23 protein-coding genes are annotated in these 21,954 nt (G+C 70.4%); 9 read left to right on the forward strand and 14 right to left on the reverse strand.

Going from position 1 to position 21,954, the window contains the following annotated elements:
• Window position 1: 1 nt before the first annotated feature.
• Window positions 2-1,201, reverse strand: a complete 1,200-nt coding sequence (locus tag GXN78_RS11585; RefSeq protein WP_106556105.1) for a M20 aminoacylase family protein — start codon at window positions 1,199-1,201, stop codon at window positions 2-4.
• A 119-nt stretch (window positions 1,202-1,320) separates the two neighbouring features.
• Between GXN78_RS11585 and GXN78_RS11590 the strand changes: the two genes are divergently transcribed.
• Window positions 1,321-1,509 carry a hypothetical protein gene (locus GXN78_RS11590; protein ID WP_106556104.1) on the forward strand — a complete coding sequence of 63 codons (189 nt, stop codon included), beginning with the start codon at window positions 1,321-1,323 and terminating at the stop codon, window positions 1,507-1,509.
• Window positions 1,510-1,523: 14 nt separating this feature from the next.
• On the opposite strand, the gene GXN78_RS11595 is transcribed toward GXN78_RS11590, so the two are convergent.
• Entirely contained in the window at window positions 1,524-1,832 is a 309-nt protein-coding gene (locus tag GXN78_RS11595; RefSeq protein WP_106556103.1) for a plasmid stabilization protein, read from the reverse strand.
• Window positions 1,833-1,958: 126 nt separating this feature from the next.
• Complete coding sequence (locus tag GXN78_RS11600) at window positions 1,959-2,213, reverse strand: hypothetical protein (RefSeq protein WP_106556102.1); 255 nt, start codon at window positions 2,211-2,213, stop codon at window positions 1,959-1,961.
• Between the two features lie 227 nt (window positions 2,214-2,440).
• On the opposite strand from GXN78_RS11600, the gene GXN78_RS11605 reads away from it, so the two are divergent.
• On the forward strand, window positions 2,441-2,647 hold the full coding sequence (locus tag GXN78_RS11605) for a hypothetical protein (RefSeq protein WP_106556101.1): 207 nt from the start codon (window positions 2,441-2,443) through the stop codon (window positions 2,645-2,647).
• Here GXN78_RS11605 and GXN78_RS11610 read toward each other — a convergent pair.
• A complete protein-coding gene (locus tag GXN78_RS11610; RefSeq protein WP_106556100.1) occupies window positions 2,616-4,961 on the reverse strand; it encodes an ATP-dependent DNA helicase in 2,346 nt (781 codons plus the stop codon). The genes GXN78_RS11605 and GXN78_RS11610 overlap by 32 nt on opposite strands.
• Before the next feature lie 132 nt (window positions 4,962-5,093).
• Here GXN78_RS11610 and GXN78_RS11615 point away from each other — a divergent pair, with 132 nt between their 5' ends.
• Window positions 5,094-5,597 (forward strand): CinA family protein, encoded by a 504-nt coding sequence (locus GXN78_RS11615; protein ID WP_106556099.1) that lies wholly within the window; start codon window positions 5,094-5,096, stop codon window positions 5,595-5,597.
• A gap of 4 nt (window positions 5,598-5,601) precedes the next feature.
• On the opposite strand, the gene GXN78_RS11620 is transcribed toward GXN78_RS11615, so the two are convergent.
• Window positions 5,602-6,843 carry an Nramp family divalent metal transporter gene (locus GXN78_RS11620; RefSeq protein WP_164255423.1) on the reverse strand — a complete coding sequence of 414 codons (1,242 nt, stop codon included), beginning with the start codon at window positions 6,841-6,843 and terminating at the stop codon, window positions 5,602-5,604.
• A gap of 229 nt (window positions 6,844-7,072) precedes the next feature.
• On the opposite strand from GXN78_RS11620, the gene GXN78_RS11625 reads away from it, so the two are divergent.
• Window positions 7,073-8,074 (forward strand): SDR family oxidoreductase, encoded by a 1,002-nt coding sequence (locus GXN78_RS11625; protein WP_106556097.1) that lies wholly within the window; start codon window positions 7,073-7,075, stop codon window positions 8,072-8,074.
• 27 nt (window positions 8,075-8,101) lie between these two features.
• Here GXN78_RS11625 and GXN78_RS11630 read toward each other — a convergent pair whose 3' ends face one another.
• Together GXN78_RS11630 and GXN78_RS11635 are read right to left on the reverse strand one after the other, a co-directional pair.
• Entirely contained in the window at window positions 8,102-9,241 is a 1,140-nt protein-coding gene (locus tag GXN78_RS11630; protein WP_106556187.1) for a YihY/virulence factor BrkB family protein, read from the reverse strand.
• A gap of 109 nt (window positions 9,242-9,350) precedes the next feature.
• Window positions 9,351-10,259, reverse strand: coding sequence for a LysR family transcriptional regulator (locus GXN78_RS11635; RefSeq protein WP_106556096.1), 909 nt, complete (start codon window positions 10,257-10,259; stop codon window positions 9,351-9,353).
• Between the two features lie 145 nt (window positions 10,260-10,404).
• Here GXN78_RS11635 and GXN78_RS11640 point away from each other — a divergent pair, with 145 nt between their 5' ends.
• Together GXN78_RS11640 and GXN78_RS11645 are read left to right on the forward strand one after the other, a co-directional pair.
• The gene (locus tag GXN78_RS11640) at window positions 10,405-11,163 is read left to right on the forward strand and encodes an SDR family oxidoreductase (RefSeq protein WP_106556095.1); all 759 of its coding nucleotides are present in this window, start codon (window positions 10,405-10,407) and stop codon (window positions 11,161-11,163) included.
• A 68-nt stretch (window positions 11,164-11,231) separates the two neighbouring features.
• Window positions 11,232-11,711 (forward strand): peptidylprolyl isomerase, encoded by a 480-nt coding sequence (locus tag GXN78_RS11645; protein ID WP_106556094.1) that lies wholly within the window; start codon window positions 11,232-11,234, stop codon window positions 11,709-11,711.
• A 254-nt stretch (window positions 11,712-11,965) separates the two neighbouring features.
• Here GXN78_RS11645 and GXN78_RS11650 read toward each other — a convergent pair whose 3' ends face one another.
• Window positions 11,966-12,205 (reverse strand): hypothetical protein, encoded by a 240-nt coding sequence (locus GXN78_RS11650; RefSeq protein ID WP_106556093.1) that lies wholly within the window; start codon window positions 12,203-12,205, stop codon window positions 11,966-11,968.
• A 96-nt stretch (window positions 12,206-12,301) separates the two neighbouring features.
• On the reverse strand, window positions 12,302-12,553 hold the full coding sequence (locus tag GXN78_RS11655; RefSeq protein ID WP_106556092.1) for a hypothetical protein: 252 nt from the start codon (window positions 12,551-12,553) through the stop codon (window positions 12,302-12,304).
• A 346-nt stretch (window positions 12,554-12,899) separates the two neighbouring features.
• On the opposite strand from GXN78_RS11655, the gene GXN78_RS11660 reads away from it, so the two are divergent.
• A complete protein-coding gene (locus GXN78_RS11660; protein ID WP_106556091.1) occupies window positions 12,900-13,976 on the forward strand; it encodes a pirin family protein in 1,077 nt (358 codons plus the stop codon).
• A gap of 9 nt (window positions 13,977-13,985) precedes the next feature.
• Here the strand turns inward: GXN78_RS11660 and GXN78_RS11665 are convergent, their stop codons facing one another.
• Window positions 13,986-15,278: a PHB depolymerase family esterase gene (locus GXN78_RS11665; protein ID WP_204162213.1), complete on the reverse strand. Its 1,293-nt coding sequence runs from the start codon at window positions 15,276-15,278 to the stop codon at window positions 13,986-13,988.
• Window positions 15,279-15,339: 61 nt separating this feature from the next.
• On the reverse strand, window positions 15,340-16,917 hold the full coding sequence (locus GXN78_RS11670) for an FAD-dependent oxidoreductase (protein ID WP_106556089.1): 1,578 nt from the start codon (window positions 16,915-16,917) through the stop codon (window positions 15,340-15,342).
• Between the two features lie 194 nt (window positions 16,918-17,111).
• Here GXN78_RS11670 and GXN78_RS11675 point away from each other — a divergent pair, with 194 nt between their 5' ends.
• Together GXN78_RS11675 and GXN78_RS11680 are read left to right on the forward strand one after the other, a co-directional pair.
• On the forward strand, window positions 17,112-18,251 hold the full coding sequence (locus GXN78_RS11675) for an ABC transporter substrate-binding protein (RefSeq protein WP_106556088.1): 1,140 nt from the start codon (window positions 17,112-17,114) through the stop codon (window positions 18,249-18,251).
• 74 nt (window positions 18,252-18,325) lie between these two features.
• The gene (locus tag GXN78_RS11680) at window positions 18,326-18,760 is read left to right on the forward strand and encodes a hypothetical protein (protein ID WP_106556087.1); all 435 of its coding nucleotides are present in this window, start codon (window positions 18,326-18,328) and stop codon (window positions 18,758-18,760) included.
• 53 nt (window positions 18,761-18,813) lie between these two features.
• Here GXN78_RS11680 and leuB read toward each other — a convergent pair whose 3' ends face one another.
• Genes leuB through leuC form a run of 3 tightly spaced genes read right to left on the reverse strand, consistent with a single transcriptional unit; the run spans window position 18,814 to window position 21,952 of the window.
• Window positions 18,814-19,884, reverse strand: coding sequence for a 3-isopropylmalate dehydrogenase (gene leuB, locus GXN78_RS11685; protein WP_106556086.1), 1,071 nt, complete (start codon window positions 19,882-19,884; stop codon window positions 18,814-18,816).
• Window positions 19,885-19,901: 17 nt separating this feature from the next.
• On the reverse strand, window positions 19,902-20,516 hold the full coding sequence (gene leuD / locus GXN78_RS11690) for a 3-isopropylmalate dehydratase small subunit (protein WP_106556085.1): 615 nt from the start codon (window positions 20,514-20,516) through the stop codon (window positions 19,902-19,904).
• An 11-nt stretch (window positions 20,517-20,527) separates the two neighbouring features.
• Window positions 20,528-21,952, reverse strand: coding sequence for a 3-isopropylmalate dehydratase large subunit (gene leuC, locus GXN78_RS11695; protein WP_164255424.1), 1,425 nt, complete (start codon window positions 21,950-21,952; stop codon window positions 20,528-20,530).
• Window positions 21,953-21,954 lie beyond the last annotated feature (2 nt).

Genomic DNA, 21,954 nt, shown 5'->3' on the forward strand with positions numbered 1-21,954 from the left:
TTCAGGGGACGGCAGGGAGCCAGCGCTCCACCAGCTTCACGAAGTAGCTGGCGCCGATCGGGATGATCTCGTCGTTGAAGTCGAAGGAAGTGTTGTGGATGATGCACGGCCCCGGCCCGTGCCCCTCGAGCCGGTGATCGCCGTCGCCGTTGCCCAGGAAAGCGTAGCAGCCCGGCCGCGCCAGCAGCATGTGAGCGAAGTCCTCGGCGCCCATCACGGCCGGGAAGTCGTCGGTGACCATCTGCTCGCCCACCACCTCGCGCATCACGGCGGCAGCGAAGCGGGCCTCGTCGCGGTGGTTCACGACCGGCGGCGAGGCGCGCAGGAAGCTCACCTCGGCACTGCACTCGTGGGCCAGCGCGATGTGCTCGGCCAGCGTGCGCAGGCGCTGCTCGATGCGGTCCAGCGCGGGAATCGAGAAGGTGCGCACCGTGCCGCCGACCGAGGCGACGTCCGGGATCACGTTGGGCGCATCGGAGCCCTGCAGCTGCGTGACCGCGACCAGCGCGCGCTCGGTGCTGGCGACGTTGCGCGGCACGATGGTCTGCAGCTGCTGGGCCAGCGCGATCACCGCACCGACCGGGTCCACGCCCGTGTGCGGCATCGAGGCGTGCGTGCCGCGCCCGCGCAGCGTGATCTTGTAGGTGTTGCTCGAGGCCATCAGCGCGCCCTCGTTGAGCGCGAAGCGGCCGACCTCGCCGACCGGGAAGTTGTGCAGCGCGAAGACCGCGTCGCAGGGGAAGCGCTCGAAGAGCCCGTCCTCGATCATCTTCTTTGCGCCCGCCTTGCCCATCTCCTCGGCCGGCTGGAAGATGAAGTTCACCGTGCCGTCGAAGCGGCTGCCCTGCTGCGCGAGGTGCCAGGCTGCCGCCAGCAGCATGGTGGTGTGGCCGTCGTGGCCGCAGGCGTGCATGCGCCCCTCATGCGTGGAGCGGTGCGCGAACTGGTTGGCCTCGTGCAGCGGCAGCGCGTCCATGTCGGCGCGCAGCCCGATGCTGCGCGTGCCGCTGCCCCGGCGCAACACGCCCACGAGGCCGGTGCCGGCGATGCCGCGGTGCACCTCGATGCCCCATTCGGCCAGCAGCCTGGCCGCCTTGTCGGAGGTGCGATGTTCCTCGAAGCCCAGCTCGGGGTGGGCATGGATGTCGCGGCGGATGTCGACGAAACGGGTGAAGTCGGCGAAGGAGTCGGCGAGGTTCATGGGGGGCGGGGCGGGAAGTTCGCCACGCATTCTGGCGCAGGCTGGCATGCCGCGCTTGGCGCCATGCACCTCTGCCTCTACGATCGGCGCATCCGATCATCGTCATGGAGGAGACCGCGATGAGCAACGAACTGCGCAGGAAGCTGCACGAGCTTCAGGAACTCTCGAACAACGCACCCGATCCGGCGACGCGCGCCATCATCGAAGCGATTCGGCTTCAGACGGCGGTGCTCAACGAGCGCCTCTTCGCCGTCGAGCTGCAGCTGGCTGAGGTGCTCAAGCGCGGCGGGGCGCAGCCCTTGCCCTGACCAAGCTGCCGCGCTCAATGGGCGGCTGCGTTGCGCTTGCGCGTGGCGGCCGCCTTTTTGGCTGAAGCCGAGCGCTGAGCCGCGGTGCGGCCGGCCGAAGCAGCACCGCCCTTGTGCCCACCCTTGCGCGAGGGCGCATGGTTCTCGGCCTTGCCGCGGCCGGAGCCGCTCTTCTTGCCGCCGCCGGTCTCCGCGTTCACCGTGGCCCACGCGCGGCGCTCGGCTTCCTTCTCGCCCACGCCGCGCTTCTCGTAGCCTTCCTCGATGTGTTCGGCCTTGCGCTTCTGCTTGTCCGTATAGGACGATTTGTCACCTCTGGGCATGTGTCACTCCTTGGATGAGGTTGAGCCCCGCATCCTGCGCGCGTGAAGGCTCACGCGGGTAGGAGCGGGGACGCGCTGCGCGTCAGTGCGCTCCGGCGCAGCGGCAAGGCGCGCAGTCTCGGCTTCTCAGCGTTTGTCACGCGCCATCCGCTCCGCTTCCTCGAGTTGCGCCGCATCGGTGCCGATGTCGGGAATGCCGGGCTGGCCCGTGCCGTCGTACAGCCGGCGTCCCATGCGGCTGCCGTGCAGCGGATCGTCCTGGCCCAGCGCGCGGTTCTGCTCGATGTTGCGACCCGAGGCCGCGCCGCGGTCGCCGAGTCGAGCCTCGTTCTCTCCGAGCGGTCCGAGGGGCGCGGGGAGGGGAGTGGTGGTGTCGGTCATTGACATCTCCTTTCATTTGGTCATCACATGACACGATCGAGTCCGATCGATGCGACCAGCCTGCGACCGGCGCCGTACGCGCGGCGCAGTCCGGCATTCCCCGGCGCCGTAGGCGAATTCGCGCGCGCGGCCGCGGGGTGAATCTCGGCAGGGCCTTGGCGCGGCTTCCTACAGGGCCGCGCCGCCGCGGGCCCTAGCTTGGATTTCCCCGACTTCGAGGAGGCCTCATGAGCAGCACCACACGGACCGATCCCTTCCCCTTCCCGACTTCGGAGAAGCACGACACTCCGGTCGAGCATCACAAGCCGGTGAAGGAAGAGCCGAGCGAACAGGCGCTGGACAACGGCGTGGAGGAATCCTTCCCGGCCAGCGACCCCGTCTCGGTCACCGTGGACAAGGTCATCACGCCGAAGAAGAAGGAAGAGCCGCAGTAACCGGGACTTCCAGCGGCTGCACCCGCCACCAGGCGGGCAGCAACGCCCGGATGTCCTGCCGCGCGAAGCGATCGTCGAGCAGGTAAAGAACCCCGGCGTCCTGCTCGGTGCGGATGACCCGCCCCGCCGCCTGCACCACCTTCTGCAGGCCCGGGTACACATAGGTGTAGGCATAGCCCTCGCCGAACAGCGCCTGCATGCGCTCGCGCATGCGTTCGTTGGCCGCGTTGTGCTGAGGCAGGCCCAGGCTGGCGACGAAGGCGCCGACCAGCCGGTCGCCGGGCAGGTCGATGCCCTCGCCGAAGGCGCCGCCCAGCACCGCGAAGCCGATGCCGCGCCCGCCAGGCGCGAAACGCGCCACGAAGGCCTCGCGCTCGGGCTCGCGCATGCCTCGCGCCTGGGCCCAGGCCGGCACCTCGGGATGCCGCCGGGCGAAAGCCTCGAAGGCACTGCCGAGATAGTCGAAGCTGCTGAAGAAGGCCAGGTAGTTGCCCGGCTGCTGCGCGTACTGCGCGGCGATGATGCCCACCAGGCGTTCCAGCGAACGCGTGCGATCGCGAAAGCGCGTCGACACATCCATCGCGATGCGCACCTTCAGCTGCTCGCTGCGGAAGGGCGAGCCCACGTCCAGCGTGGCCGTGTCCTCCGGCAGGCCCAGCATGTCGCGGTAGAACGAAAACGGCGCCAGCGTCCCGGAAAAGCAAGTGCTGCTGAGGCTGCCGGCGAAGCGGCCGCGCAGGAAGGGCGCGGGCACCAGGTTGCGGATGGCGAGCGCCTCGCGGTGGCCGTCTTCTTCCAGCGTGGACTCGAAGACCGAGTGCTCCCCGAAAGACTCCGCCAGCCGCGCGAACTGCACCAGGTCGAAGAAGCACTGCTGCAGCGCGCCCTGCGCCTCTTGCGGCTGCGCCGCGAAGTGGTCGCCGAGGCTGACCACCGCCTCCTGCAAGGCCCGCGCGAAGGCGCCCGGGATGCTGTCCGAGGCGCGGTAGGCCTCGAGCTGCGTCTGCTGCTGCCGCCGCCACTCGCGCTGGAGCTTGCCCAGCGCCTTCCTGACGAGCGGAGGCGCCAGGCGGCGCACCGCGACCAGCGCCGCCGCATCGAGCTGCGCGCTGTACATGCCGCGCGCCCGGTCCAGCAGGTTGTGCGCCTCGTCGACCAGCACGGCCGCGCGCCATCCCTCCTCCTGGGTCAGCGCCCACAGGAAGGCGCTGGCGTCGAAGTAGTAGTTGTAGTCGCCGACGATGGCGTCGCACCAACGCGCCAGCTCCTGCGCGAGGAAGTAGGGGCAGACCTCGTGCGCCAGCGCGATGCGCCGCAGCGCAGCGCGGTCCAGCCAGGCCGCGCCCACGGCCTCGGCACGCGCGGCCGGCAAGCGGTCGTAGAAGCCGCGCGCCAGCGGGCAGGATTCGCCGTGGCAGGCCTTGTCCGGGTGCTCGCAGACCTTCTCGCGCGCCGCCAGTTCCAGCACGCGCAGCGGCCGGCCCGCGCCGTCGCGCAGAAGACGCAGGCCTTCCAGCGCGACCGCGCGGCCCGAGGTCTTGGCGGTGAGGAAGAAAAGCTTGTCGATGCGCTGCCGGCCGCCGGCCTTGACGGCCTTCAGCATTGGGAAGAGGGTGGCGACGGTCTTGCCGATGCCGGTGGGCGCCTGCGCGAGCAGGCAGCGTTCGGCGACGGCCGAGCGATAGACCGCCTGGGCCAGCTCGCGTTGACCGGGCCTGAAGGCTGCATGCGGAAAGGCCAGCGCGTCCAGCGCGGCGTCGCGCGCCGTGCGGTGCGCAGCCTCCTGTTCGGCCCAGTCCAGGTAGCGCCCGCACAGCGCCTCGAAGTGCGCGCACAAGGCCTCGCGCGTCATCGTCTCGGTGAGCATGTGCTCGTCGTCCGAGCCCAGGTCGAGGTAGACCAGCGCCACCTCGAGGTTGTCCAGGCCGCGCGCCTCGCACAGCATCCACGCGTAGCAGCGCGCCTGCGCCCAGTGCAGCGCGCGGTGGTTCGCGCGAATCGCCTCGAAGTCGCCGCGGAAGGTCTTGATTTCCTCCACCCGGCGACGCAGCGGGTCGTAGCCGTCGGCCCGGCCGCGCACCTGCAGGCGGCCGAAACGCGAACTCAGGCCCAGCTCGCTTTCGTAGTCCGCGCCGCGCCGGCCCTGCACCAGGCGATGGCCGGCCACGCCTTCCTGCGCGCTGGGTGCGGGCACGAAGCGCAGATCCAGGTCACCGGCCCGGGCGGCGAAGGCGCACAGGGTCTTGACCGAGACCGCGAGCCCGGCGCCGGGCAGCGGCTCGGCGGGCGAAGAGGAGGGGGGATCGGCGGACATGGGGCAATCTGGATGAATATACAGTGCCCGCCCTTCCAAGCCTCGTCCTACAGCAGCCCCCGCGCGCCACGGACACGCCGTGCCGCCCCCGCTTCCTAGCGTAGTGAACCCCCGCGTTCAGGAGACAACCCCATGGCGAATACGGATGGCAACGGCGCCGGCCATGCCGCGGCGCAGTACCTGCAGGAACACGGCCTGGTGCTGGTGACCGCCGAGTCCTGCACGGCGGGACTGATCGCCTCCCGCCTGGCCTCGGCGCCTGGCGCGGGCCAGGTGCTGGAATCGGCCTTCGTGGTCTATGACCCGAAGGCCAAGCACCGCCACCTCGGCGTTCGGCAGGCGACGCTGGAGCGCTTCAACCTCACCAGCGAACCGGTGGCGCTGGAGATGGCGCGCGGCGCCCTCTCGCACAGCGGCGCCAACGTGGCGATCGCCAACACCGGCGTGGCGGACGATACCGACGCGGGCATCCCGGCCGGTACGCAGTGCTTCGCCTGGGCCTTCCGGGACGGCAGCCGCACGCAGAGCTTCACCGAGACGAAGCGCTTCCAGGGGGATCGCAACACGATCCGCGAAGCCGCCGCCGACTATGCGCTGGAGCGCATCGCGCACTACCACCGCCGCTTCAAGGCCTGACGGCTCAGCCGACGGAGACGACCAGCAGCGCCAGTGAAGCCGCCGCCATCGCGGCTGTGGCCAGCCAGCCCAGCACCTTCCACTTGAGCGGCAGGACCATCGGGCCCATCACCTTGCGGCTGGTGGCCGCGATCATCACCGCCACCATCACCGGCACCGAGATGACGGCGTTGATCACCGCCGACCAGTAAAGCGCCGAGATCGGGTTCACGCCCGAGAGCCCGATGACCAGGCCGATGACCATGGCCGCGGCCAGGATGCCGTAGAAGCTGCGGCCCTCGGCCAGCGGCAGATCCAGGCCTCTGCGCACATGGAAATAGCAGGCCACCGCATCCGCCGCCGAACCGGCGAGCACGGGCAAGGCCAGCAGGCCGGTACCGACGATGCCGAGCGCGAAGAGCAGGAAGGCCGCCTCGCCCGCGATGGGGCGCAAGGCCTCCGCCGCCTGCTCGGTGGTCTCGATGTCGGTGATGCCGTGGGCGTGCAGCGTGGCGGCGGTGGCGACGATCATGGAGAAGGCCACCAGGTTGGAGAAGCCCATGCCGACCGCGGTATCGATGCGCAGTCGCCGCAGCTGGCGCCGCGCCTGCTCGGGGGCCACGCGCAGCGGCTGGTCGCGCGGCACGCGCTTGATCTCCTCGACCTCCTGCTCCGCCTGCCAGAAGAAGAGGTAGGGACTGATGGTGGTGCCCAGGATCGCGACCACCGTCGTCACGTACTCCTTGTTCCATTGCACGGACGGCATGAAGGTGCCCTTCAGCGCGGCAGGCCAGTCCACATCCACCGCGAACACCACCGCCACGTAGGCGAAGAGCGAGAGGGTCAGCCACTTGAGCACGCGCACATAGCGCTCGTAGGGCAGGAAGACCTGCAGCAGCAGCGACACCAGCCCGAAACCCAGCACGTACCAGGCGGCGCGGCCCGGCAGCACCAGCGCGGCGGCGGCGCCCATCGCATTGAGATCGGCTCCCAGGTTGATGACGTTGGCGGTCAGCAGCAGCAGCACCAGCGCGGCCACCAGCCAGCGGGGGCAGAACTGCGCGAAGTTCGCGATCAGGCTCCTGCCGGTGACGCGGCCGATGCGTGCGCTGGCGAGCTGGATGCCCACCATCAGCGGGTAGGCGAAGAGCAGCGTCCAGCACGCGCCGTAGCCCAGCTGCGCGCCGGCCTGCGAATAGGTGGCGATGCCGCTCGGGTCGTCGTCGGCGGCGCCGGTGATGAGCCCTGGTTCGACCGCGTCCACCATCGTTCCCGGCCTTCGCGGGGCTGCTGGAGGTACTGAGGAGGCGCTGCGATCGTTCTTCGTTGGATGGCGCAAGTTCGCCGGGCCGCATCGAAGGCCGCATCGGCCCCGGCCGCATCCCGCTGTGGGACGTCATCGAGTCTGCGCGGGCGATGCGGCATCGGACGACATGGCGCCTCCCGAGGGCTGGCTACGGTGAGTTCCATTCCCCTCATCCAGCAGGAGCCTTTCCATGCCTTCCACCCCGGACACTCTCTCTTCGGACACCAGCGAGGTCGCCGAGCAGCAGCGCAAGGTGCAGCGCGAACAGGACGCCAAGGACCGCAAGGCCGGCGACGCCAAGCCCAGCAAGAAGGCCGTGCAGGCCGGCCACCGCCCCGAGCCCGAGAACCCGATGCCGGCCCAGCACCTGAAGAAGCCCGGCCTCGAGTCCGATATGGACCTGCAGCCGCGCTTCCAGGCCTCGGGCTATCTCGGCAGCGGCAAGCTCGACGGCATGGTGGCGCTGGTGACCGGCGGCGACTCCGGCATCGGGCGCGCGGTGGCGCTGCTCTATGCACGCGAAGGCGCGGACGTGGCCATCGTCTACCTCGAGGACGAACAGGTCGATGCCGAGGAGACGCGCCGCTGCATCCACGACGAGGGCCGGCACTGCGTGCTGATCCCCGGCGACGTGCGCGACCCGGACTTCTGCCGGCGCGCGGTCAAGGAAACCATCGAGGCCTTCGGCAAGCTCGACATCCTGGTCAACAACGCCGCCTTCCAGCTGCACGCGGCGAGCATCGAGGACATCACGGACGAGCGGCTGGACCTCACCTTCAAGACCAACATCTACGGCTACTTCCAGATGGCGCGCGCCGCGGTGCCGCACCTGCCGCGCGGCGGCTCCATCATCAACACAGGCTCGGTGACAGGGCTGGAAGGCAGCGCGCACCTGCTGGACTATTCGACCACCAAGGGCGCGATCCATGCCTTCACCAAGTCGCTGGCCAGCAACCTGCTGGACAAGGGCATTCGCGTCAACGCGGTGGCACCGGGCCCGGTGTGGACGCCACTCAATCCCGCCGACCGCTCGGGCGAGGAGGTGCAGAACTTCGGCAAGCACACCGACATGAAGCGGCCGGCCCAGCCGGAGGAGCTGTCGCCGGCCTATGTGTTCCTGGCGGCGCCTTGCTGCGCCAGCTACATCACCGGGATCGTGCTGCCGATCACCGGGAGCGTGGGCGCGGAGTAAGGGGCGGGCGCGCGGATCGCGCTCGCTTCAGTGCCGTGCGGCGCGGCGCCGGCCGGCCTTGCGCTGGCGCCGCGTCCAGTGATTGGCCAGGACATTGCCGAGGGTGAGCGCCCCCAGCCACATCAGCTGGCGCAGCAACGCGGCGCTTGCACGATCGACACGGCGATCGATCTCCTCCTGCGCGCGCGCCGTGCGGCCGAGGCCCGCGTAGTCCGCAGGCGGCGGCGTCGCAGCCCCAGGGATGTTCCCGGCCTCGACGCGATCCGTGCCTGCCGCCGCATCTTCCGCTGCGGCCTCGGTGGCGGCCACCGCCTTCGTGCCCGAGACCGAGCCGTGCGCGTTGGCATAGACCTTGGTGAACTCCGCCCCCAGCAAGAAGATCTGCGCGGCGTAGTACACCCACGCCACCAGCAGCACCAGCGAGCCCGCCGCGGCAAAGGACTCGTTGACGCCGCTCTTGCCCAGGTACAGCCCGATGCCCAGCTTGCCGAGCTCGAAGAGCACGGCGGTCACCATGGCGCCGATCCACACGTCTCGCCATGCGATGCGCGCCGTCGGCATCAGCTTGTAGATCAGCGCGAAGAGGAGCGTCACGATGCCCAGCGAGATCAGCACGTTGAGCCCCTGCAGCAGCAGCTCCCATCCCGGCATCAGTCCGCCGAACCAGCTGCCGAAGGCCGCCAGGGCCGCGCTCACCACCAGCGACACCATCAACAGGAAAGCCAGGCCCAGGATCAGGCCGAAGGACAGCAACCGCGCGCGCAGCACCGCCCAGATGCCCGAAGGCTTCTCGCGCTCCGGCACGTGCCAGATGCGGTCGAGCGCACTTTGCAGCTCGGCGAAGACGGTGGTCGCGCCGACCAGCAGCACCACCGCACTGACCAGCCCCGCGATCAGCCCCTTGTCGGGCTCGCTCACGCTGCGCAGCATGGCCTCGACGGCGGTGGCGCCCTCGCGCCCCACCAGGCCCGAAATCTGAGCCACGATGCGGCCCTGCGCCGCCTCGCGCCCGAACAGCGCGCCCGCGATTGCGATCACGATCACCAGCAGCGGAGCGAGCGAGAAGATCGTGTAGTAGGAGATCGCGGCGCCCATGCTCGGCGCGTAGTCGTCGACCCAGGCCACGACGGACTGGCGGCAGAGTTCGAAGAGCTGCTTGGGCTTCATGGAGGCGGCCTCGTGGTTGGTGCGGCCACTGTCTTCCGCGCAGCGGCCATCGCCATGCGGCAAGCTTGCAAGTTCGAGTAGGCGCGAACCCCAGCCGCGCGTCGCCGGCTCAGCGCGCCGGCCTGGCCCCGCCGCCCAACGCCCGCACCAGCGCGTCGTACACCAGCCGCACGCGCGCCGGCACGGGCGAGCGCTGTGCACGCCACACGTGCACCGGCCAGGGCTCGGGCGCCTCGGCCTCGAGCACCGACACCAGCTGCCCCGTCTGCAGCCAGGGCTCGGCCAGCGGCGCCACCAGCTGGCCGAAGCCCAGGCCGGCCAGCACGGCGGTGCATTCGGCATCGGTGTCGTCGGTGACGAAGGCCGGCGCGGACACCGGCATCTGCCGCTTGCGGCTGAAGGACCAGGGCCAGAGCCGTCCCGAATCGCGGTCGACCAGGGCCGTGAGCGGCAGGCGCTGGAGCTCCTCGACGCTGCGCGGCACCCCGGTGCGCGCGACCAGCGCCGGCGCCGCCACCACCATCAACGCCATGCGCTCCACCGTGCGGGCCACGAAGCGGCCGCCGGGCTGCCCGCCCACACGCACGCCGACGTCGATCTGCTGCCCCACCGCATCGGCCAGCTGTTCCGACAGGCGCAGGTCCAGCACCAGCCCGGGGTGCCCCGCCAGCACCGGCGCCAGGGCCTGCGGGATCCAACGGCGGCCGAGCACGCTGGGCGCAGTCACGCGCACCGTGCCCGCGTGCTGCGAGAGCGCGCGCCGGTCGGTGCGGTGGAAGAGCGCATCCACGCCGCCCACCGCCGTGCGCGCCCGCTCGGCAAGGGCGCGCCCGAAGTCGGTGAGCTGCACGCCGCGGGTGCTGCGGTGGAACAGCGGCTCGCCCAGCTCCTCCTCCAGTTCGCGCACCGCACGCGTCACCACCTGGGGCGAGACCGAGAGGCGGATCGCCGCATCGCGGAAGTTGGCCGCGTCGGCGGCGGTGCAGAAGACACGCAGGGCTTCGAGGCGGTTGGACATGGGGCGCGGCCTTCTTCAAGAGCGTCAAGAGCGGAGTGTTCCGAAAATGCGAATTCTGAACGCGCTGGAGTTTCATTTACGGGAACGCCAGAATTTTCCACACTCACGTCACTCCTCCTCAACCCCTCCTCGAAAGGAAGCTTCCATGACATCCGTTCAAGACAACATCCGCGGCAAGGTTGCCATCGTCACCGGCGCGAGCAGCGGGCTCGGCGAATCGACCGCGCGCCACCTGGCCGCACGCGGCGCGAAGCTGGTGCTGGCGGCGCGGCGCACCGACCGGCTCGAGCAGCTGGTCGCCGAGATCCGCGAGGCCGGCGGCGAGGCCATCGCCGTCGCCACCGACGTGGCGAAGCGCGCCGATCTCGAGAAGCTGGCGGCCGCCACCGTCGAGGCCTTCGGCCGCATCGACGTGCTGGTCAACAACGCGGGCGTGATGCCGCTGTCGCCCTTGGCCAGGCTCCGGGTCGACGAGTGGGACCGCACCATCGATGTCAACATCAAGGGCGTGCTCTACGGCATCGCCGCGGTGCTGCCGCGCATGCAGGCGCAGGGCAGCGGCCACATCGTCAACGTGGCCTCGATCGCCGGGCTGAAGGTGTTCACGCCGATCGGCACCGTGTATAGCGCCACCAAGCATGCGGTGCGCGCGATCTCCGAGGGCCTGCGCGTGGAGGTGGGCAACAGCGGCGTGCGCGTGACCATCGTGTCGCCGGGCGCGGTGGAGTCCGAGCTCAAGTTCGGCAGCAGCGATGCGGAGGCCGCGGCCGGCGTGAAGGCCTTCTACGACGCGAACCAGATCCCGGCGGATTCCGTGGCGCGCGCCGTGGTCTACGCAGTCGAGCAGCCGGCGAACGTCGACATCAACGAGGTGGTGCTGCGCCCGGTGTCGCAGGAGTTCTGAGCGCCCGGAGGAGGCTGCCCCCGACCTGACCGAAAATCCCGCTTCCGACAGTCCAGCCCTCCTCCGCCATGAAAATCCAGAAAGACACCGTCGTCACCCTGCGCTACAAGGTCGCCGACGCCACCACCCAAAAGCTGATCGACGAAAGCCACGACCCCATGGTCTACCTCCATGGCGGCTACGACAACACTTTCCCCAAGATCGAGGCTGCGCTCGAAGGCAAGGAAACGGGCTTCCAGGCCACGCTGCACCTGGCGCCCGACGACGCCTTCGGCCAGCGCGACGAGTCGCTGATGCGCACCATCTCGAAGGCGGAATTCCCGCCCGGCGTCAAGGTCGGCGGCCAACTCGAGGGCCGGGACGACCAGGGCCAGCCGCAGGTCTTCAACGTCGTGAAGATCAAGGGCCCGCAGGTGATCCTCGACGGCAACCATCCGCTGGCCGGCAAGTCGCTCAAGTTCAGCCTGACCGTGACCGGCGTGCGCACCGCGACGGCGGAGGAAATCGCGCATCGCCATGTGCATGGAGAGCACGGGCACCATCACTGAGTCGGAACTTTCGCGCCTTCGCGGTTACCCATTGGCGCCTCTCTCCGAAAGCCGATGTACTGCCGTACCCTCAAATACCGCGATGGCCATGGCCGCTTTAGCGCGCCGGCGACCCGCCCTGGTCTTGAGCGCCTGTAGTTCGCGTGGTCGCGCATCGCCAGCCGATGGCGAGCACGGTCACTGTCACTGGGTCCGCGCCTCCGTCGTCCGCACGCAGCGGATCCACAGATAGCGCACGGCGAGGATGGCGGCCATCACGGCGCTCCCTCTCCGGGAACATCCGCCTGACTGAGCAGCCAAGAAGCCTTCGCCCGGTCCTCGGGCCAGAGCTTGACGAGGTCGGTGAGCCGCTTCTCTTCACCCGCTGGCGCATCGGTCTTCATGGGCGGGTCCGTCGCGATCCCGGTCTCCCAGGCCTCGGCTTGCGTGGGCTCCTTGTGCGATGGCGGCACGATGGTGGGATCGAAATCCGGGGGTGGCGTGGCGATGGGCATGATGCGTGACTCCTTGCTTGCAAGGTAGTCCCCGGCCCCGCCTCCGCGCTGTAGGAAGGCACCGTGGCCGGAACGGGAAGCCGTCCGGGTTGGGTGTCAGACCCACCAGCGCCCGGCCGCCAGCGCAATGGCCAGGGCGATCGGGCTGGTGATCTCGGTGGCGTACCAGGCCAGCTGCGGCACGTCGCCGCCGCCGGGCACGTTGCCCGCGGCCATCACCGCGAAGGTGCAGATGCCCAGCGCGTAATACGCGAGCACGGCCAGGAACGGCACTGCGAAGCGCGTCAGCCGGCTTCGCGCCGGACGCCACGCCGCTGCCGGCACGAGCGCCAAGGGTTGGGTGCGCATGGTGCGGGTAGGGACGCCGCCATCCCCATGGCGGCGGTCCGGGTAACTCTGCTGAAGTGGCTGCTGGTCCATGTCGTTCTGTTCGTGGAAATCGCGGCGGTCTCTCTCGCCGCTGCCTGCCGTGTCGGGCCTGGAGGCGCTGGTACGCGCCGGAATTGTGGGCCCGCCCTGCCGACGCCCATTCGTCGAACAGAAGCGCAATGCGCCCGCAGATCGTTGCGCTGCCGGGGCGACAGCGTCCTGCGGCCGGCACTTCACCCGGGCTGCATCGTCCTCATCTGGGGCGAACCACTTTCCGTCGCATCGATCGGAACAGAATGAGCCTCTGTCAAGCAGGAAAAACATCATGAGCACCGCCAGCCCCATCGTACGCATCGAAGCCCTGGGCTTCCCCTGGAAAACCGTCGACCCCTTCCTCTTCTGCGCCTACCACGACGACGCCTATCCGCGCGCCAACGCGCAGATGGGCCCCGAGGCCCCGCTGGCCGGCCGCGACCTGGGCCAGGACTTCAGCCGCAAGGACGGCTGGAGCATGTACCACGGCACGACGGTGCCGGGCTTCCCGGGTCATCCGCATCGCGGCTTCGAGACCGTGACCCTGGTGCGCAAGGGCCTGATCGACCATTCCGATTCGCTGGGCGCAACCGCCCGCTTCGGCGGCGGCGATGTGCAATGGCTCACCGCCGGCCGCGGCATCGTGCATGCGGAGATGTTCCCGCTGCTCGACAAGGCCGCGCCCAATCCGCTGGAGCTGTTCCAGATCTGGCTCAACCTGCCGGCGCGCAACAAGATGGCGCAGCCGCATTTCACGATGTTCTGGGCCGAGGACATCCCCCGCTTCACCGCGATGGACGCCGACGGCCGCTCGACCGAGGTGGCGAGCATTGCCGGGCGCATCGCGCCGATCGAGGGCGAGCCGGGTGCCGGGGGTCCGCTGGCGCCGCCGCCCGATTCCTGGGCCGCGCAGCCCGATGCGGACCTGGCCATCTGGACCGTGAAGATGGAGCCCCAGGCCTGCTGGGTGCTGCCGGCCGCGACGGGCGAGGGCACGCGGCGCACGCTGTACTTCTTCAAGGGCCGCTCGGTCGGCGTGGCGGGGGGGCAGGTCGACCACCATGCCGCGATCGAACTGCGCGCGGAAGCGCGGGTGGAACTGATCAACGGCGACGAGGAAAGCGAGTTCCTGGTGCTGCAGGGCCGCCCCATCGGCGAGCCGGTGGCGCAGTACGGCCCCTTCGTGATGAACACGCAGGCCGAGATCGCGCAGGCCATGGCCGACTACCGCCGCACGCAGTTCGGCGGCTGGCCCTGGGGCGACACCGCGCCGGTGCATGGACGCAGCCCGGCGCGCTTTGCGCGGCATCCGGACGGGCGCGAAGAGCGGCCCGAGGAAGCCGTCGCCGGCGCAGCGGCGCGCGGCTGAGCCCGTCGTTCAGCCGCAGCCGGCCGGCGGCTGCACGAACCAGCGCCCATCCGCGCCCTGGTGGAGGGCGACGCTCGTGAAGAAGTAGTCCCAGGCGAAGCCGATGTCGCGCAGGTCGCCCGTGCTGATCGCGCGCAGGTTGAAGAATCCGCCCAAGGTCGCGCGGCCCGCTCCATGCGCCCGGCGCGGCGACCACCGCTGGTGCAACTGGGCGGCGGCGGGGGGCGGTGGAGGCGGCGGCGTACGGGGCCGCCGGTATCGGCCACATGGCGCGAGAAGAAATCCCACACGATGTCCGGATAGCTCGGCCCGCTGCAGGGGCCAGTTGCCGTCGCGGCCCGCCTGCCCGCCGATCCAGTAGTGGCCGTGATCGGTGTCGCCGCGAGCGGGCGTGGCGGTCGGCCCGTTGTAGAACACGGTCTCCACCAGCGAGCGGCTGCCGGGCTGCGCATCGACGGTGTAGAAGCTTTGCTGGCAGGCGTAGTCCGGCCCGTTGACCGGCGTGCAGGGCCGCTGCCGCGCCAGTGCCTCGGCCGGCGTGTCATGCGCGGCATCGCCGTTGAGCTGCAGCTGCGCATCGCGCAGGTTGCGGCCGGCGGGCTGGATCACGGTGCAGTCCACGTTGTTCTGCAGCACCAGCAGCGGGATCGCGTAGCTTGCATTGCGTTCGCGCCGCATGTCGGCCACCACCTGGCTCACCGCGTGGAAGGTGGCGCTGCCGGGGCAGCCCGAGAAAGACACCGAGGCCGCATCCTCGCCATAGGGCAGGCCCGAGGCGCTGGCCGCCGCGGCGAAGTACTCGTTGTGCGTGACCGAGAGCACCACCGCCATCGCCGCGCCCGAGGACAGCCCGGTGACATAGCGCCGCCGCGGGTCGATGCCGAAGCGCGCCTCCACCTGCCGCGCGATCTGGTGCAGGTCCTCGGGCTCGCCGCGGCCCTGGTGGCGGTGCTGGTCGAGCCAGAAGCCCCAGCAGTTGGTGTTGCGCAGCCCGTCGTAGCTGGTGATGAAGGGCGCGACCAGGACGAAGCCGAAGCGGTCGGCCGCGGCCGTGAGCCCCCAGTCGCGCAGCACGTCGTCGTGCGTCTGCTGGCAGCCGTGCAGCGCCATCACCATCGGCGCCGGGGTGGCGATGCCGTCCGGCACGTAGACCTTGTATTGCCGCTCGCGCGAGCCGGCGTAGCTTTGCGGGGAGAGGGTGAAGGCGCTGGTGGTGCCGGCCTGGGCGGGCCGCCATGTGCCCGCCAGCACGAGCAGCCCGAACAGGGCGATGGCGACGCAGCGCGTCAGCGTAGAGACCATGGTGCACCGTCCTTCGGCATTGGGCGGCACACCTTAGCGTGCGCGGGCGGCCCTCGCAATCCTATCCAAGGGGGAGAGTCAGCAGACCCAGCGGCCCGGCGGCGTGGCGCGCGAGGGCCGCGAGGTCGAGCTGCGCGCCGCACAGCGCCACATACCCATCGGGCCGCAGCAGGTAGAACGAAGTCATCGGCAGCTTCTGGCGTGTCAGGTCCGCTGCGTTGTCCGGGTCCGAAGGCAAGGCGTGGACGCGAACGAGCTCGGCAGGAAGCAACAGGGGCTGCTGCGGCGCGGGCTGCCCCAACACGAGCAGATGGAAATGCAGGTCGTCGAGCTTGTCGAACAGGTCCTCCTGCGGCCCGTTCGCCGAGAAGCGCAAGCGCATCCACGGGAAGCGATCGCCCGCGCGCGGCGCGCCCTGGGGCGGGTCGTCCAGCGACACCGACAGGGCGCTCGCGCGGTAGTTGATGCCGATCTGCGAGATCACCCGGAAGGCCGTCTGCTGGATGCGCGGCCGGCCCATCGCCAGCGCGCCGACGCGCGCCAGCACTTCGGTGCGCAGCAGGCCGGCCCACCAGCTGTCCGACACCACCAGCTTGAAGCCGCGGTCGGTGGTGTCCAGCAGCCGGCGCGCGACCGGCAGGCGCTCGGCCTCGTACGAATCCAGCAGCGCCGCATCGGCACGGCCCTGCGTGACCAGCGCCAGCTTCCAGCCGAGGTTGTAGGCATCCTGCAGGCCCGTGTTCATGCCCTGCGCGCCGACCGGGCTGTGGATGTGGGCCGCATCGCCGAGCACGAAGGCGCGGCCCTCGCGAAAGTGCGAGGCGCTGCGGTGATGGATGCGGTAGGTGGAGAACCAGCTGCACTCCTTGAAGGCCAGGCCCGCGCCCGCCTCCTCGCGCAGCGAGGGGATCACGTCCTCGAAGCGCACATCCTCCTTGCCGCGCAGCGCGGGCGGCAGGATGCCGACGATGCGCCAGTGGTCCTGGCCGCGCATCGGGAAGAGCAGGTGGAAGCCGTCCTTCCACAGGTAGACGTTGACCTCGTCGGGCACCATGCTGCCGGTCGCTTCCACGTCGGCGACGAAGAACACGTGCTCGTAGGGCGCGCCGGGGAAGCCGATGCCGCTTTGCTCGCGCACCGCGCTGCGGGCACCGTCGCAGCCGGCCACCCAGGCGGCCTCGATCTCGCGCAGGCTGCCGTCGGGCTGCTTGAGCGTGGCCACGGCGCGCTCGGGCGTCTGCGTGAGCGCCAGCAGCTCGGTGTTCCATTGCACCGACAGGCCGAAGTCGTGCAGCCGCTCGCCCAGGATCTTCTCGTTGTCGTCCTGGCCGAGCACGAGGATGTAGGGATAGGGCGTGAGCCGCGCGCCGGCGTCTGCCAGCGGCACACGCGCCATGCGGCGGCCCTCGGCCCACATGTTGGCGCCGTCGCCGCGCTTGCCGAGCGCGAGCGCGCGATCCACGACGCCCAGCTTCGAATAGATCTCCAATGTGCGCGCCTGCACGCCCAGGGCCCGCGTTTCGCGCGCGGGGCCGGCATGGCGGTCGATGATCAGCGTGCGCACGCCGCGGCGTGCGAGCTGGTTGGCCAGCATGAGGCCGGTGGGGCCAGCGCCGACGATCAGGACATCGCAATCCATGGCATTTCCTTTCATGGGTCAGTGCACCAGGTGGCGATTGAGCGCCGGCCGATCTTCCTCACGCAACGCCCCGGGCGCCAGTGCATCGTGAAATAAGCCCGGGGCAGGCTGGGTAAACCCTGACCGGACGCGCTTCGCGCCGCACGTCCAATCCTTATCCACCATAACCATCACCCGGGAAGAGGATTCGTTTCATGCAACGCAGAAGTTTTGTCGCGTCCAGCGCGGCATTTGCCGCCGGCCTGGTGCCGCTGTCGTCCGTGCGGGCCGCCGAGAACGGCGTGAGCGACGGCGAGATCGTGCTGGGCAGCTCCGCCGTCCTGAGCGGACCCCTCGGCTCGCAGATCAAGGTCGTCCACAACGGCGCCGGACTCGCCTTCGACGCCGTCAACGAGCAGGGCGGCATCGGGGGCCGCAAGATCAAGCTGGTGGCGCTCGACGACGAGCTGAAGCCCGAGAAGGCGGTCGAGAACTACACCAAGCTGCTGAACGACCACCGCGTGTTCGCCTTCTTCGGCTGCGTCGGCTCCGGCACCACGGCTGCCGCGGCCAAGCTGCTGCAGCAAAGCGGCGCGCCCAGCGTGGGCGGCTACGGGGTGGGCGACTCGGCACGCGAACGCGTCGCGGGCTCGGCCTACTTCGTGCGCGCCAGCAATGCGCGCGAGGCGCAGGCCCTGGTCGAGCACCTGACCACCGTCGGCGTCAACAAGATCGCCATCGCCCACCTCGACAACCCCGGCGGCGCCGAGGCGGTCAAGCTGATCGGCGCGGCCATGACCACCCATAAGCTCACGCCCGCGGCCGCGATCTCGGTCAAGGGCGACGGCTCGAACGCCGCCGAGGCCGGCAAGACGCTGGCGGACAGCCAGCCCCAGGCCGTGCTGATGTACCTGGCCGGCACCGTGGCCGGCGAGGTGATCAAGGCCACGTACGCCGCCGGCAGCAAGCCGATGTTCTATGGCATGTCGATCGTGCCGGGCGAGGTCACGGCCAAGGTGGTGCAACTGCAGGCAAGCGGCCTGGCCATCTCGCAGGTCATGCCCTATCCCTGGGGCGAGGTGGAGACCGTGGCGCGCGACTACCGCCGCCTGGCGGAGCGCGCGCAGGTGCCGGTGGGCTACGGCAGCTTCGAGGGCTACCTGAACGGGCTGGTGATGATCGAGGCGCTCAAGCGCACGGGCCGCGACCTGACGCGCGCGCGCCTGCATGCGGCGCTGCGCGCCTTCAAGCTCCGGCTGGCCGGCATGGACATCGACTTCACGGCCGGCAACGGGACCGGGTCACGCTTCATCGAGATGGTTCGGGTGACGCCGGAAGGGCGCTTCGTGCGCTGAGCGCGCGAAGTGGCGCACGAGGCGCCGCAGGGCTACGATGCGCGGGGCGCGAAGTGTGCCTGGCAGGAGGACCCATGGCGACGACAAATGGCGACGGCGCGGCAGCAACCCGAGGCACCTGGTGGGGCTGGCCCCTGCAAGCCTGGAGCCCGCCCTCGCTCGCGCCCAGCGAGCTGACCCAGCCGATCAACAGCGGCTGGTCCTTCTTCAACGTCACCTACAACAACTCCTCCGCACCCGCCATCGAGCGTGACGTGCTGCAGCAGCACAGCTACGGGCGCCAGATCGGGCGGCTGATGGACGCGCTCTCGGTGCTGGTCGAGCGCCTGCCGGCGGGCGCGAAGGACGACCGGCGCATCAAGGACTTCCTGGCGCTGGCGAAGGAGGTCGCGCAGATCAAGGAGAACGCGCGCCTGCCCCGGCTGGAACGGCTGCAGAAGGACATCGAGGCGCTGCGGCAGGAGGACCCGAAGGCGTACGTGCAGCTCAAGGCCATGCTGGCGCGCTGAAGCCGGCCACTGCTGGGCGAAAGCGGCGACAGCACGCGGACCCGAGCCATCGGTCAGCCTCGCACTGCCGCGACCACCGCCTCACCCATCTCGCGCGTGCCTACGCGGCGGCAGCCGCCCTGGAAGATGTCGCCCGTGCGCAGACCCTCCGCCAGCACCCGGCGCACCGCGGCCTCGACGCGGTCCGCCTGCTCGGCAAGGCCGAAGGAATAGCGCAGCATCATCGCCATCGAGAGGATGGCGGCAAGCGGGTTCGCCAGGTCCTTGCCCGCGATGTCGGGCGCGGTGCCGTGCACCGGCTCGTACAGCCCCTTCGTGCCGGCGGCCATCGAGGCCGAAGGCAGCATGCCGATCGAGCCGGTCAGCATCGCGGCCGCATCCGAGAGGATGTCGCCGAAGATGTTGCCGGTGACGATCACGTCGAACTGCTTCGGTGCGCGCATCAGCTGCATCGCCGCGGCGTCGACAAAGTGATGCGTGAGCTCGACGTCCGGATACTCGGCGCCCACGCGTGTCACCACCTCGCGCCACAGCTGCATCACCTCCAGCACGTTGGCCTTGTCGACGGAGCACAGCTTGCGTTTGCGCGCACGCGCGGTGCGGAAGGCCACGTGCGCGATGCGCTCCACCTCGGGCTCGGAATAGCGCATCGTGTTGAACGCCTCGCGCTCGCCGCGCGCGTTCGTGCCGCTGCCGCGCGGCTCGCCGAAGTAGACGTCGCCGGTGAGCTCGCGCAGGATCATCAGGTCCAGGCCCTCGACCACTTCGGGCTTGAGGGTCGAGGCGCCGATCAGCTCGGGAAAAAGAAAGGCCGGCCGGAAGTTGGCGAACAAGCCCAGGTCCTGGCGCAGCCGCAGCAGGCTGGCGCCCGGCCGCACGGCGAAGGGAATGGCCTCGTCGCCCGGCATACCGGCAGAACCGAACAGGATGGCGTCGGCGGCCCGTGCGATCTCGAGCGTGGCCTGCGGCAACGGGTCGCCCGCGCTGTCGATGCCGGCCTGACCGATGGGCGCTTCCACCAGCTCCACGGCCTGGCCGGAGCCCAGCACGGCCTTCAACACGCGCACGGCCTCGGCCGTGACTTCGGGACCGATGCCGTCGCCCGGCAACACTGCGATCTTCATGGAGGACAACTCTTTCTTCAGGCCGATGGAATGGGTGAAAAGGACAAGGCGCGCTCGCGCTCGAAGGCTTCGATGCGCCCGGACTGGCCGAGCGTGTAGTCCAGCTCGTCCAGGCCCTCGAGCAGGCAGTGGCGCGCGAAGGGATCGATCTCGAAGGCATCGCAGCCGCCGTCGCCCGCATGCACGCGCTGCGCAGCCAGGTCGATGCGAAGGCGCGTGCCGGGCTCGCGCTGCAGCAGGGCCAGCAGCGCCTCGACGCGCGGCTCGGGCAGGCGCACCGGCAGCAGCCCGTTCTTCAGCGCGTTGGAGAAGAAGATGTCGCCGAAGCTCGGCGCGACCACCGCGCGAAAGCCGCCGTCGGCCAGCGCCCACACGGCATGCTCGCGCGAGGAGCCACAGCCGAAGTTGCGGCCGGCCACGAGGATGCGGGCCTGCGCATACGCCGGATCGTTGAGCGGGAAGTCCGGGCGCCGCGCGCCCTGCGCATCGTGCCGCACGTCGCGAAAGAGGAAGGCGCCGAAGTCGGCGGCGCGCGGCTTCTGCAGGTAGAGCGCCGGCACGATCTGGTCGGTGTCGACGTTGATGCGGGGCAGCGGCGCGGCCACGGCATCGAGCTGGGTGAAGGCTTGCATGGGGCTCGTCCTCAATGCGCCGGCAGCAGGCCGCGCACGTCGGTCAGCCGCCCGGTCACCGCGGCCGCGGCGGCCATGGCCGGGCTCATCAGATGGGTGCGCGCGCCCGGGCCCTGGCGGCCGACGAAGTTGCGGTTGGAGGTGGAGGCGCAGCGCTGGCCCGGCGCGACCTGGTCGCCGTTGGTGCCCAGGCACATCGAGCAGCCCGCATGCCGCCACTGGAAGCCGGCGGCACGGAACACGGCATCGAGGCCCTCGTCCTCGGCCTGCTGCTTGACCAGGCCGGAGCCGGGCACGACCCAGGCCTCCACGCCCTCGGCCACGCGGCGGCCGCGTGCCACCGCGGCGGCGCTGCGCAGGTCCTCGATGCGGCCGTTGGTGCAGGAGCCGATGAAGACGCGCTGCACCGCGATGTCCTCCAGCCGCTGGCCGGGCGCGAGGCCCATGTAGGCGAGGGCGCCCTGCATCGCTGCGCGCCGGTCGGCGTCGCCGGCCTGGGCCGGATCGGGCACGCGGCCGGAGATGGGTAGCACGTCCTCGGGGCTGGTGCCCCAGGTGACCATGGGGGCGATCTCGCCGGCATGCAGCGCCAGCTCGCGGTCGAAGGCGGCGCCCTCGTCGCCGGGCAGCAGGCGCCAGCGCGCGAGGGCAGCGTCCCAGTCGGCGCCCGCCGGCGCCTGCGGGCGACCGGCGAGCCAGGCGAAGGTGGTGTCGTCGGGCGCGATCATCCCGGCGCGCGCGCCGGCCTCGATGGACATGTTGCACACGGTCATGCGCGCTTCCATCGACAGCGCGCGGATCGCCTCGCCCGCGTACTCGACGACATGCCCGGTCGCGCCCGCGGCGCCGATGCGGCCGATGATGGCAAGTATCAGGTCCTTGGCGGTTACGCCGTCCCCGAGCCGGCCGTCCACGCTGACGCGCAGCGTGCGCGGCTTGCGCTGCCACAGGGTCTGCGTGGCCAGCACATGCGCCACTTCCGAGGCACCGATGCCGAAGGCCAGCGCCCCCAGCGCGCCATGGGTGGAGGTGTGGCTGTCGCCGCAGACGATCAGCATGCCCGGCAGGCTCAGGCCCTGCTCGGGGCCGACCACGTGCACGATGCCCTGGCGCGCATCGTCCAGCCCGAAGAAGCGAATGCCGGATGCGGCGCAGTCGTCGGCCAGCGCCTGGGCCATGGCGCGCTTATCCGGATCGGCGATGCGCGCCAGGTCGCGCGAGGCCGTGGGCACATAGTGGTCCGGCGTGGCGAAGGCCAAATCGGGCCGGCGTACCGGCAGGCCGCGCTGGCGCAGCATCTGGAAGGCCGGCGCCGAGCCGTCCTGCACCAGGTGGCGGTCGACGTAGAGCAGGCTCTGGCCGTCGTCGCGCTGCATCACGACGTGCTGCGCCCAGATCTTGTCGAACAGGGTGCGGGGAGACAGCGAATCGGGCATCG

Source organism: Variovorax sp. WS11, assembly GCF_010499245.1.
In the GTDB taxonomy this organism is placed as follows: domain Bacteria; phylum Pseudomonadota; class Gammaproteobacteria; order Burkholderiales; family Burkholderiaceae_C; genus Variovorax.